This is a genomic window from Photobacterium lucens (assembly GCF_009873615.1).
GTDB lineage: Bacteria > Pseudomonadota > Gammaproteobacteria > Enterobacterales > Vibrionaceae > Photobacterium > Photobacterium lucens.
Genome location: NZ_SSMG01000152.1, coordinates 1 through 12,372, shown reverse-complemented (window position 1 = coordinate 12,372; position 12,372 = coordinate 1). Strand labels below are relative to the sequence as shown.

General features: G+C 40.7%; 9 protein-coding genes. 4 read left to right on the top strand and 5 right to left on the bottom strand.

The window, feature by feature from the left end; genetic code table 11:
- Window positions 1-443: 443 nt before the first annotated feature.
- The 3 genes from E5A76_RS07170 to fabV all read left to right on the top strand — a co-directional run bounded on the left by E5A76_RS07170 (window position 444) and on the right by fabV (window position 4,840).
- Window positions 444-1,109 carry a TetR/AcrR family transcriptional regulator gene (locus tag E5A76_RS07170; protein ID WP_053988311.1) on the top strand — a complete coding sequence of 222 codons (666 nt, stop codon included), beginning with the start codon at window positions 444-446 and terminating at the stop codon, window positions 1,107-1,109.
- Window positions 1,110-1,173: 64 nt separating this feature from the next.
- Window positions 1,174-3,450: an acyl-CoA dehydrogenase gene (locus E5A76_RS07165; RefSeq protein WP_161118510.1), complete on the top strand. Its 2,277-nt coding sequence runs from the start codon at window positions 1,174-1,176 to the stop codon at window positions 3,448-3,450.
- A 187-nt stretch (window positions 3,451-3,637) separates the two neighbouring features.
- On the top strand, window positions 3,638-4,840 hold the full coding sequence (gene fabV / locus E5A76_RS07160; protein ID WP_161118509.1) for an enoyl-ACP reductase FabV: 1,203 nt from the start codon (window positions 3,638-3,640) through the stop codon (window positions 4,838-4,840).
- A gap of 352 nt (window positions 4,841-5,192) precedes the next feature.
- Here fabV and E5A76_RS07155 read toward each other — a convergent pair whose 3' ends face one another.
- From E5A76_RS07155 to E5A76_RS07135, 5 genes are all read right to left on the bottom strand, one after another.
- The gene (locus tag E5A76_RS07155) at window positions 5,193-6,542 is read right to left on the bottom strand and encodes an ATP-binding protein (RefSeq protein WP_161118508.1); all 1,350 of its coding nucleotides are present in this window, start codon (window positions 6,540-6,542) and stop codon (window positions 5,193-5,195) included.
- On the bottom strand, window positions 6,539-7,213 hold the full coding sequence (locus E5A76_RS07150) for a response regulator (RefSeq protein WP_053988307.1): 675 nt from the start codon (window positions 7,211-7,213) through the stop codon (window positions 6,539-6,541). The genes E5A76_RS07155 and E5A76_RS07150 overlap by 4 nt, the downstream gene beginning before the upstream one ends.
- 282 nt (window positions 7,214-7,495) lie before the next feature.
- On the bottom strand, window positions 7,496-9,178 hold the full coding sequence (locus E5A76_RS07145) for an aspartate:alanine antiporter (protein WP_107165070.1): 1,683 nt from the start codon (window positions 9,176-9,178) through the stop codon (window positions 7,496-7,498).
- 264 nt (window positions 9,179-9,442) lie between these two features.
- A complete protein-coding gene (locus tag E5A76_RS07140; protein ID WP_053988305.1) occupies window positions 9,443-9,706 on the bottom strand; it encodes a GrxA family glutaredoxin in 264 nt (87 codons plus the stop codon).
- 168 nt (window positions 9,707-9,874) lie between these two features.
- The gene (locus tag E5A76_RS07135) at window positions 9,875-10,828 is read right to left on the bottom strand and encodes a porin (RefSeq protein WP_161118507.1); all 954 of its coding nucleotides are present in this window, start codon (window positions 10,826-10,828) and stop codon (window positions 9,875-9,877) included.
- 335 nt (window positions 10,829-11,163) lie between these two features.
- On the opposite strand from E5A76_RS07135, the gene E5A76_RS07130 reads away from it, so the two are divergent.
- Window positions 11,164-12,345 (top strand): iron-containing alcohol dehydrogenase, encoded by a 1,182-nt coding sequence (locus tag E5A76_RS07130; RefSeq protein WP_161118506.1) that lies wholly within the window; start codon window positions 11,164-11,166, stop codon window positions 12,343-12,345.
- Window positions 12,346-12,372 lie beyond the last annotated feature (27 nt).

Genomic DNA, 12,372 nt, shown 5'->3' with positions numbered 1-12,372 from the left:
CACCATTTATTGAAATAAGTGTATCTAAGAACAAGAAAAGAGTGATTATGAATAGCAAGTATGTGCCATTTTAGCGGGATAAGTTGGCGAGAAAACTTGGGTCTCGTCTTAGTGGTTAGGCATGAATGTCTAGATAAATAAAAACCTACTCCAAAAATGAAGTAGGTTATGAAGGAATAACTTCAAGAAAAAAGTAGTGGCATAAATTCAGACTCTCTGGACTCCATTAAGTTCCTCTATATGCATTATTTTTGATTGTTTTTTTGTATTAATTGATTGAATTTATGATTCTATCTCTAACTTATTGAATTTATTGTGTGTTTTTTTGCTGTGTTGGAGCAAATAAAACATGCTGTATTAGGTCGCATAATGAGATAGCTTGCTTGTTAAATTTGTTATCAGATTGTAATATTTAAACGGGTGTTTAATACAGGTGAATAAAAATGGCAGGTAAAGGAGAAACCAAAGGCCGGATTTTAGATGCCGCAGAGCTATTATTTGCTGAGCATGGTTTTAATGAAACCTCATTACGAACCATTACGAGTAAAGCAGGCGTGAATCTGGCTTCGGTGAATTATCACTATGGTGATAAGAAAACATTAGTTCGAGCGGTGCTTAGTCGCTATCTCGATGTATTTATGCCTGCATTGGAAAGTGAATTAGAACGGCTATTAACCCGTGATGACTTTACGATGGAAGATGTTTTCCAATGTGGTAAATCCCCGTTAGTGAGTCTTGATAGCTATCGAACCAAAGGCGCGACTGTGTTTATGTCACTGCTCGGTAGAGGGTATACCGATGTTCAAGGACACTTACGTTGGTTCATTATTAATCGCTATAAAAGAGTGCTAACACTATTTGTGCAAGCGGTCTGTCGTGCTAACCCTTCTTTAGATCCAGAAACATTATTTTGGCGACTCCATTTCACGTTAGGCGCTGTGGTTTTTACCATGGCTTCCAGTACCGCTTTGCGTGAAATTGCTGAAAATGATTTTTCTAGTCAGGTTAAAACCGAAGATTTGATCGATCGTTTAGTGCCTTATCTTGCCGCTGGCGTAGCTGCACCGATAGAGCCAAATTTATCTCTCGTAAAACAAGTACAAAACTAAATTTAGAACGTATACCTACATGAATTAAAAAACGATAAATATAAAAAGCAAAAGGATCAGAATTATGAGCACTCTATCAGCGATGCGAAAACGTTATCTCAGCGATCCCGCCTTTAAGATGTTTAAGAAAGTGTTACCGCCACTGTCTGACACCGAGCGAGAAGCAATGGAAGCTGGGAGTGTGTGGTGGGATGGTGAATTATTTAGTGGTCAACCTGATTGGAATACACTGCTTAACTACCCTAAACCCAATCTTACCGATGAAGAGCAAGTTTTTATCGACACTAAATTAGAAACGTTGCTCGCCATGCTAAACGATTACCAAATCGTACAAGAAGACAAAGACTTACCCCCTGAAGTGTGGCAATACCTCCGTGATGAAAAGTTTTTCTCTCTTATTATTGGTAAAGAATACGGCGGATTGGATTTTTCAGCCCATGCCAATTCAACGATAGTCGCAAAAATCGCATCACGCAGTTTAAGTGCAGCGGTGTGTGTCATGGTACCTAATTCACTAGGTCCTGGTGAGTTACTCACACACTATGGAACAGATGAACAAAAAGACTATTGGCTACCTCGTTTGGCACAGGGGAAAGATATTCCTTGTTTTGCACTAACAGGGCCAGAAGCTGGATCCGATGCTGGCGGCATTCCTGATGAAGGCATTGTTTGTTATGGCGAGCATGAAGGCGAGCAAGTATTAGGGCTACGCTTAACATGGAATAAACGTTATATCACCTTAGCGCCCGTTGCTTCTGTATTAGGGCTTGCGTTTAAGATGAAAGATCCTGAGGGTTTGATTGGCGATAAGAAAGAGCTAGGTATCACCTGTGCATTAATTCCAGCAGATCACCCTGGCGTAGAAATTGGCGAGCGTCATGATCCATTGAACATGGGGTTTATGAATGGTCCAACCCGAGGTAACGATGTCTTTATTCCAATGAATTGGCTGATTGGTGGTCAAGATTATGCGGGGAAAGGCTGGCGTATGCTGGTGGAGTGTCTTTCTGCTGGGCGAGGGATTTCATTGCCAGCGTTAGGGGCGGCAATTTCACAGTTATCAGCCAAAACGACAGGGGCGTATGCCGTTGTTCGTAAACAGTTTGGAACATCAATTGGTAATTTTGAAGGGGTGGCGCAAGCATTAGGACGTATTGGCGGTTTAACATATCTGCTTGAAGCGTCACGGACGTTAACCACGACATCACTGGATTTAGGTCAAACGCCAGGCATTGTAACGGCAATTGCCAAATATCATATGACAGAAATGGCGCGAACGATCTTAAATGATGCGATGGATGTCCATGCTGGGCGTGCGATTCAGCTTGGGCCAATGAATTACCTCGGTCATCACTATTTTGGTATGCCTGTTGCGATCACTGTGGAAGGAGCGAATATTCTTACACGGAACTTAATGATTTTCGGGCAAGGTGCGACGCGTTGCCATCCTTATGTATTAGATGAAATGGAAGCGGCTGCTAATCCTGATGTAAAACAAGGCGCAGAAGAGTTTGATCGTCTGTTGGCGAAACATATCAGTTTTGCCGTGGGTAATGTTAGTAAATCATTATTGAACGCTTTCACAGGTTCTCGTTTCAATCGTGCTCCCGTCAGTGGTGAAACCGAAGTTTATTATCGACATCTATCTCGGATGGCGAAAGCGTTAGCTGTGAGTGCTGATTTTGCAATGTTGAGTTTAGGTGGTGAACTGAAACGTCGTGAGCTTGTATCTGCCCGCTTAGGTGATGTACTTAGCCATTTATATTTAGCGTCTGCGGTATTAAAACGTTATGAAGACGAAGGACGTCAACAGCAAGATTTACCTATGGTGAAATATGGAGCAGAGCACTGTTTGCACCAATGTGGAATAGCATTTAATGACGTATTTAATAACTTTCCACGCAAAGGTGTCGGACGTTTATTACGTACACTGAATTTCCCATTAGGTATTCATTATCATGCACCTGCCGATACATTAGCGATAGAAATTTCATCGTTATTAATGTCACCAGGTGCTCATCGTGAGCGATTAACTCATCTTTGCTATGTTGGTGATAAAGTCGATGATCCAGTGGCTATTATGGAGCGTGCATTTCTTGCTATGCATGAGATCAAACCTTTAGAGCGCAAACTAATGAAAGCGACACGTAGAGGTGAGATCCCACGCAAAGCTTCATTAACAGATAAGTTACAAGTTGCATTGGATGCGGGAGTTATCACAGAAGAGGATGTGAAAAAAATAGAGAATGCTGAACAGCTAAGGCAAAAGGCGATTCAAGTTGATCACTTTTGTGCAGACCATTTTAAAAAAGCTCGCATACAACCAGGAAAGGCGGCTTAGGTATCTTAGTTAATGATATATAAACCTGGAATCTCCCGTGTGCCACGTTTAACGTGGCACTTTTTTTGAGCAAAATTATTGATAACACCTCCAACCACTGCGTTTTTTACCGTTTTATGTCATAAATTTAATGCGCATTGGACGCTAACCTTTTATCCTATCGACAACTATGTAAGGGAAGTTGAAGATGATCATCAAACCTAAAACTCGTGGATTTATTTGTACAACAACGCACCCAGTGGGTTGTGAAGAGAACGTAAAAGAGCAGATTGCTTACACTAAAGCACAAGGCCCAATTGCAAATGCACCTAAGCGTGTACTTGTTGTTGGTTCATCAAGTGGTTACGGCCTATCGTCACGTATTGCAGCAGCATTTGGTGGCGGCGCAGCAACCATTGGTGTGTTCTTTGAAAAGCCAGGTACAGAGAAAAAGCCAGGTACTGCAGGTTGGTATAACTCAGCAGCATTTGACAAGTTTGCGAAAGAAGAAGGTCTTTACTCAAAAAGCTTGAATGGTGATGCTTTCTCTAACGAAGCAAAACAAAAAACCATTGATTTGATCAAAGAAGATCTTGGTCAAGTTGATATGGTTATCTACTCATTAGCATCACCAGTACGTAAATTACCTGAAACTGGTGAAGTTGTTCGTTCATGCCTAAAACCTATGGGTGAAACGTACACTGCAACAGCAGTAGATACCAATAAAGACGTATTGATCGAAGCAAGCATTGAACCTGCTACAGAGCAAGAAGTTGCTGACACAGTAACAGTTATGGGCGGTCAAGATTGGGAACTTTGGATTGATGCGCTATCAGATGCTGGCGTATTAGCTGATGGTTGTAAGACTGTGGCTTACAGCTATATCGGTACTGAAATCACATGGCCAATCTACTGGCACGGTGCGCTAGGCCAAGCGAAGATGGATCTTGATCGTGCAGCGAAAGAGCTAAACGAGAAGCTAGCAAAAACTGGCGGCTCAGCAAATGTTGCAGTACTTAAGAGCGTGGTAACACAGGCAAGTGCAGCGATTCCTGTAATGCCATTGTACATCGCAATGGTATTTAAGAAGATGCGTGAAGAAGGTGTACACGAAGGTTGTATGCAGCAAATTCTACGTATGTTCAATGATCGTCTATTTAAAGCAGACGGCACAGCAGCTGAAGTGGATGGTGAAAACCGTCTACGTCTAGATGACTGGGAACTACGTGAAGACATTCAACAGCACTGTCGCGATCTATGGCCGAACGTAACTAATGAAAACCTATTTGATGTTGCGGATTACCAGCAATACAAAGATGAGTTCTTAAAGCTGTTTGGTTTTGGTATTGAATCTGTTGATTACGATGCTGACGTAAATCCAGAAGTTAATTTTGATGTACAAGACATCTAATTAATTCTGAAATAAAAAAACCGCCTAAGCTTAGGCGGTTTTTTTGTATCAAAGGAAAGTGATTTAGGAAGACTTCTTCTCTTTATGTAGCCAACCACATTGGTTACAAATGTGAATTCTTCGAAGATAAAGCCGATGCCATAATTTTCGTTTGACCCTTGAGGTATCAAAACTTGAACACTTCTCGCACTGCATTACTTATCCTCTTCTTGCCTTAATTGAATGAAAAATAAATCATCAGTGACAATTTTGACGATAATAATGAATATGTCTATTAATGAGTGTCAAATTATTGGCGTTTCATTGGGCTACATAAAATCCTTAGAGTTGTAACAAATTTTTAATGCTCAAATTAGTCATTGAGCTTTGGTAAGTTAATGACAAATGCTGCGCCTTCTAGTTCAGATTCTTCTACATAGATCTTACCTTGGTAGCTATCTACAATCTCATGACACACAGATAAACCGATACCTTGCCCTGGATTGAGCTGATCAGAGCGTACGCCTCGTTGGAAGATAGCTTCTCGCATATCAGGTTTTACCCCAGGACCATCATCCTCAATCTTGATGGTGATATAAGCGTCAGTTTCATTAACGGTAATACGGACTTGGCTGATACAAAAACGAAATGAGTTTTCAAGCATATTGCCAAATAGCTCCATTAAATCATCTTTGTTCAGTGGCAGCATAACATCATCACTAAAATTGCAGTGAAGTTGAGCTTGCTTATCTGCATAGATCTTGCTCAACATATGGTTTAGGCTGGTCACAATCGGCATTAGTTGGCTATTGCTCTTTTGTAGTCCTTGTTGGCCGACCATTGCACGTTTTAATTGATATTGAACCAAGTCATCCATTTGGCTGATCTGTTCCATAATACGTTGATTCAATTCATGACGTTGAAGCGTTTTATCATCAAGTAATGCATTGGTTGCTGCGAGACGAGTTTTTAAGCTATGGGCTAAATCATCCATAGCATGACGGTATCGACCTTTTTGATCGCTACTAATGCGGTTTAAACGGTTAACCGCTTTGGTGACTTCTTGCAGCTCCATTGGGTAGTCATTATCCAAATTATCACGCTTGGCTTCTGCCATTTGATCGAGTTGGGCTGCTAGTTTACGTAATGGTTGGAAACCCCAATGGAAAGCAGCGATCAGAAATGCGACCGCAATTAGCACAAACAAGCCTAGATAGAAGGCTGTACGTTGGTGAAGTTTCGCTAGGGCTTTTTCGTATGAGTCTGCTGAGCGCAAGACAACGAGCTGGTAAATATTACCGTTTTCACGATCGCGACTAAGGTTATAGGCGATATAACCTTTGTCATCACCCATTTTGATCAGCGTCGGGGTAGGGATCTCTTCTGGCAAATAACGACAAACATTTTTTAAATTGGCTTTATCTGCCTCATGGGAAAGCCATGTGGTGTTATCTGCCTGATCGCAAACTACAGCAATGTAATCTGTATCGGATGGATCAAGAGAGTCTATCCACTTGTCGACATCTTTGATTAAACCTGCTCTGTTAAGCTGTGCTACGACCATTGGCATTTGGGCAACGAGCTCAGAAGAATAAGACGCCATATAGCTTTGGGAGTAGAGCTTATTAATCACCGCCGCTAGTGCGGAGGTGACTAAAGCAATAATAGCAACAGAGGTGATCAATACACGGCGTCTTAAACGAGGCTGTATAAACTGCTTCATTGTGCACTCAGTTCAAAGATATAGCCTTGACCACGAATAGTCGAAATTGGGTTATCTTGACCTATTTTGGTGAATTTCTTACGTAGACGACTAATCATCACTTCAATGGTATTAGGATCGCCTTCTTGATCTTCGTACAGCACATCTAATAGACGTTGCTTAGAGACGACCTGACGGCTATGACGCATTAAGTATTCCAATAGATCGTATTCAAACGCTGTTAATTCCAGTAGGTTTTCTTGTACGTAAACTTGCTTAGCGAGTAAATCGACACGAATATCACCAGCAGTCATCTCGGGTTTCACAAAACCAGCGCTGCGACGAACAAGAGCACTTAAACGCGCTACCATTTCTTCTTTTTGGAAAGGTTTGACAAGGTAATCATCTGCACCAGCTTCAAGCCCCGTCACTTTATCTTGCCAGTTAGAACGTGCAGTAAGAATAAGAATAGGTAAACGAAGCCCTTTTTTACGCATGTCTTTAATTAAACTAATACCGTCACGATCAGGTAAGCCGATATCGACAATAGCGATGTCATTGGGATAGTTTTCTGCAAAAAAGAGACCTTCTTCAGCAGTATTAGCACACTGAACTTGGTTGCCTAATTCACTGAGTTGAGACTTTAAGTGATGGCTAAGGATGGCATCGTCTTCGACAATAAGAATTCGCATAAATTAAAACACCCAAGGTAACTATTTGTATTTATAAGTATCTATGGTACGAAATATTGCCATTATTCGCATTATTTATCGTTGCCATAAATTGAAATTAGTGCGCTAAAGCAGAAAAGTAAGCGATGTCTAAGCTGCTTTACGTTATTAACTCAAAGGGATGATTAATAACAAATTAACGCTATGAGGGTTAGTGTAGGTATCTTGACTGAATAGGGGCTGACTCATGAGATAACTCACTTATCAGCCCCTATGATCTTGAGAGGGTTAACGATTCACGGATTACTTTAATATGATAATTAATGTACCAGCGATCGTGAGTAGTACGTTAGCAATGGCGTAAGTACCCGCATAACCTAATGCTGGGATCGTACTACGTGCGTGCGCATTAATCATGTCCATTGCTGGCGCACAGGTACGGGCACCAATGATGGCACCGAATAGCAATGCACGGTTCATTTTCAGTACATAAGCACCGAATAGGTACGCAAGTACAACAGGAATAACACTGACCATTAAACTGGTAACAAACACGGTCAAACCTATGTGTTCAATGGATGCAAATAGATTTGAACCTGCGCTTAAACCAATTCCCACCATAAAAACCATCAAACCGAGATCTTTAGTCATATTCAGCGCCCCTTGAGGAACGTATCCAAAAGTAGGGTGGTTGGCACGTAAAAAGCCTAAGGTAATACCTGCGATAAGAAGGCCTGCAGCACTACCTAAACCAAACGCAATATGACCAAACTTCATAGTGATCAAACCCAGTAGCAAGCCAATAATAAAGAAACAACAGAATGCTAATAGATCGGCAATTTGACTGTGGATCGAGATAAAACCAATGCGTTCAGCAAGACCATGTACACGGCTCTTTTCACCACTGACTTGAAGAATATCCCCTTTGTTTAGCAAGATATTATGATCCATTGGCATTTCGATCTGTGCACGTACTACACGGTTTAGGAAACAGCCGTATTCAGATAGGTTAAGCTCTGATAAGCGTTTACCTGCAATGCTGTCATTTTTAACCACAATTTCTTCTTCAATAACCCGAAGATCCAGCAAGTCGCGGTCGAATACTTCTTTACCATTACGGAAACTTGGATCAAGACGCGCATGGCTGTCGGGGTAACCTACTAACGCAATCTCATCGCCTTCTTGCAAAATCGCATCACCGTCAGGGTTCGCTAAGATACCGTTACGACGTACACGTTCGATATAGCAACCTGTTTGGCGGTAGATACCTAATTCACGTAAGTTACGGCCATCAATCCAGTTAATTAGCTCAGGGCCGACACGGTAAGCACGGATAATTGGCAAATAGACTTTGCGTTGTGCAACTTCACCAATACCACGTTCACGGGCTATCTGTTGTGATGATTCCGCAAGGTTTTGCTTTTGTAGCGTCGGCATTAATTTCGCAAGGAAGATCAAGCTAACAAGACCAACCAAGTAAGACATCGCGTAACCTACACTTAAGTTTTCTATTAACTGCTTAATAATAGTGGGATCGCTAATACCGGAAAGGCCTGTGTTTAATGCATCTTTTGCACCTACAAGCACAGGCGTTGCGGTTAAAGAGCCAGCCATCAAGCCAGTCGCTAAGCCAATATCCATATGAAGATAATGCGCCATAGTCATGGTAATAGCGATTGAAGATAGTAGAACAACCAGTGCTAGTAATAGGTAGTGTTTACCGTCCCGAAAGAAGATACCGAAAAAGTTTGGGCCGGCCTCAATACCTACACAAAAGATAAACAGCATAAAGCCGATATTTAGTGCGTCTGTATCAAAGGTAAAACCAGCATTACCGAATAAAAGTGCGGTAACTAAAACGCCGATAGAATTACCTAAGCTCATCTTTGCAAAGCGTAATTTGCCAATACTTAAACCAACGGCAAGCACAACAAAGAGTAATAAAATATCGTTTTGGTGTAGAAGCGCTGCTACATCAATGTTCACAACAGGATTTCCGACAATAAAATGGTAGTAAAAGTAGTCAAATTCTAGCTGATTTTTTCTAAGGGTTATAGCGTATATTCTAAAAAAACATTGAAAACTAGGGTTAATAACTTCTGATTTAACTTGTTTTATGAATTTAAAGAGAAAGGCTGATAAAACAGGGTACTATACGTTAAAAATACTGTTCATTTAGGTTGATAAATCGTGATAACAAAAAATAAAAAAGGCCGAACAATGTCGGCCTTTTGAAAGATAGAAACTTTCTTATTGGAACAGTAGGTTATGTTCTTTAGCGTAAGCTTCGAAATCAGTACAACCACCAATATGCTCTTGGTCAACGAAGATTTGCGGTACTGTTTCAACAGGTTTACCAACGGTTTTTTCTAGATCAGCTTTGCTGATACCTTCAGCGTGAATATCAACGTAACGGAAATTAAAATCATCACGCTCAGCTTTAATCTTTTCTGCTAATTCCTTAGCACGTACACAGAATGGGCAACCTGGGCGACCAAAAATTACTACGAACATAAAATTTCTCCTGCAAAATTATGGTAGTACTATAGCGTGAGTTTATAGATAGAGAAAGAGGGTTTTCCCTGTTAGAGCAATAGATAAAATCGATGAAAGACAGTGATAGGGGAAAAATAAAAGCCAAGCGTAATAGCTTGGCTTTTTTGTATATTTTAATATTGATGATTAGAAGTCGTAGCGAATACCTACTTGTAGTTCGTCATCTTCACCATCAATTTGGTTAAATAGGTAACCTGCGTATGTACGTAGGTTTTTATTAAATTTGTAGATACCTTCTAACACGAAGTAATCTACATCATCAGTTTTAACGCCAGCTTCTTCTGATTGCTTAAAGTTATAAGCAGCTTGAGCAATAAACTTGTTCATTTTAAAAGCAGTTGCAAGTTCGTAACCTGTTAGATCGGCGTTACCTTTTTCACCGCTTGCATAAGTAGCACCAGCGTAGAAGTTATTGAACTCGTAGCTTGCTGCTAAATTGTACTGGTTTGCATCAACGTCAGTACCGTCTTGACCGTTAACATAACCCGCACCTAACGATAGACCAAATGGGAAGGCATATTGTGCAGCAATACCGTAGCTATCTGAATCTTTCTCATCATCGTTGTTTTCAGCAATGTAGTTTGCTGAAACTGTGAAGTTGTTAAACTCGCCAGCGTATAAGAAGTTATTTTCACGCTTGTCTTTGTTGCCATCAACAAGGTCGACACCGTCACCACCAAAGGTAGCAAGGATATCAGTGTAGTCTGTTAGCATAACTTGTGCAGAATCTTGCTTACCGTATGATAAAGCACCTGCTTGAGTATCAAAGCCTGCGTATACGTAGCGACTAGTTATCGTTGTGTCTTTATCATCTGAGATCTCTGCTTCATATTTACCAAAAGCTGTTACGTCATCAGTAATTTTCGCTTTACCTTTTAGGTTGATACGCGCACGGCTCTTATCTTTAAACGCATTACCAGTACCATCATCACCTTTGTTTGCATCTGAAATATTAAAACGCGCTTCAGCTCGGCCGCCAATACTTAGTGATTTACTATCATCTTCGTAAACAGTTGCTGCGTTCGCTGTACCTGCTACGAGTGACGCTAAAATTGCTGATGCCAATACTGCTTTTTTCATTTTTATTCCCCTAGAAATAATGTAATTCGGGCTTCAATGCCTCTTGGTTGGCAGCAGATTAGTGCAGCTATGTTAAAGTTTCGTGTAAGTAAAAAGTTACTTTTATTACATATATCAATGAGATAAATGTGTGTATTTTGTGAACTGATACGTATTATGGAAAAGGCTATATTTGATAACAGGAAAACCTTGTTTTACGTCAATACCTAGATGAAGTTACTGGATAGTGTAAGTTTGAAGTAGCGAGATAAAATTAATTATTTTGTTAATAATTAATTTCATTTAAGCGTTAAGTTTCTGATTGCTTGAATAATTGCAAGATAGGGAAGGGCTGTATGTTTCAATTTATGACATCAACGAGAATTGTTTTTGGTGAAGGGGCGTTGCAGGAGTCATTGTCTCTTTTTAATCAATTTGGTTATTGCGTCTTGTTAGTTACAGGTCGTGATGATGAACGTTCAAAGCCATTAGAAACCTATTTTAAGCAACAGAACATGCGTTATCAGCGTGTTGCTATTTTGGGTGAGCCATTAATCGCGACTGTAGAAGAACTTGCCGTGATGGGGCGGAAATTTCGTCCTGATATGATCATTGGTATTGGTGGTGGTAGCGTGATTGATGTTGCTAAAGCACTGGCAGCGATGATCCCCAATCAAGGTTGTGTTTACGATTATGTTGATGTGGTGGGGCGAAATGTGCCACTTCAAGTTAAACCGTTACCCATGATTGCAATACCGACTACTGCGGGTACTGGTGCTGAAGTGAGTAAAAGTGCTGTACTTCAATCTGCACAAGAACAAGTGAAAGTGAATTTGAGTAGCTTAGAGTTATTCCCTGATCTTGCGATTATTGATCCTACATTAAGCTACGGTATGGATCCGATTATTTCAGGTTACTGTGGTTTAGATGCGTTAACTCATTTAATTGAAGCCTATGTGTGTGGAGAGCCTAATCCGTTAACTGACATGATCTGTGAAGAGGGCATACGTAGGGTTAGTGGTGCATTATTTACTGCGTGTTTAGATGATCACTTACCATCACGAAGTGACATGGCATTTGCAGCAATGCTGGGGGGAATGGCTCGCACCAATGCAAAACTTGGCGCTGCACATGGTTTAGCATCTGCACTTTCTGGTCGTTTAAAAGCACCTCATGGTTTAATTACCGCAAGGTTATCTCCTTATGTAATGAGAGAAAACGTTAATGTCGCTTTAGAGGTTGGGCGGAATGATGTATTGAGCCGTTATCGTAAAGTCGCTGTGCTGCTAACTGGCAATGATAACGCTGATATTGAGTTAGGGATTGATTGGGTTGTTACTGCTGTAGGTAAGCTTAACTTGCCATCATTATCTGAGTTCGGCTTATGTAATACGTTATTTGAAATAGTGGCAGATGATGCGCTGCGCAGTCACGCAATTAAAGGTAATCCACTACCATTAACGCAGTTACGATTAATTAATATTCTGCAGCAAGTTTGTCAGTGCCATCATAATTTAAATGAATTAAAGATGGAGTAAAAAACAAGATGTTGAACAGATGAGAGC

What these genes read in the sequence shown, in the direction of transcription:
- E5A76_RS07170 (WP_053988311.1), top strand. Translation starts at nt 444, where the DNA reads ATGGCAGGTAAAGGAGAAACCAAAGGCCGGATTTTAGATGCCGCAGAG.
- E5A76_RS07165 (WP_161118510.1), top strand. Translation starts at nt 1,174, where the DNA reads ATGAGCACTCTATCAGCGATGCGAAAACGTTATCTCAGCGATCCCGCC.
- fabV (WP_161118509.1), top strand. Translation starts at nt 3,638, where the DNA reads ATGATCATCAAACCTAAAACTCGTGGATTTATTTGTACAACAACGCAC.
- E5A76_RS07155 (WP_161118508.1), bottom strand. Translation starts at nt 6,542, where the DNA reads ATGAAGCAGTTTATACAGCCTCGTTTAAGACGCCGTGTATTGATCACC.
- E5A76_RS07150 (WP_053988307.1), bottom strand. Translation starts at nt 7,213, where the DNA reads ATGCGAATTCTTATTGTCGAAGACGATGCCATCCTTAGCCATCACTTA.
- E5A76_RS07140 (WP_053988305.1), bottom strand. Translation starts at nt 9,706, where the DNA reads ATGTTCGTAGTAATTTTTGGTCGCCCAGGTTGCCCATTCTGTGTACGT.
- E5A76_RS07135 (WP_161118507.1), bottom strand. Translation starts at nt 10,828, where the DNA reads ATGAAAAAAGCAGTATTGGCATCAGCAATTTTAGCGTCACTCGTAGCA.
- E5A76_RS07130 (WP_161118506.1), top strand. Translation starts at nt 11,164, where the DNA reads ATGTTTCAATTTATGACATCAACGAGAATTGTTTTTGGTGAAGGGGCG.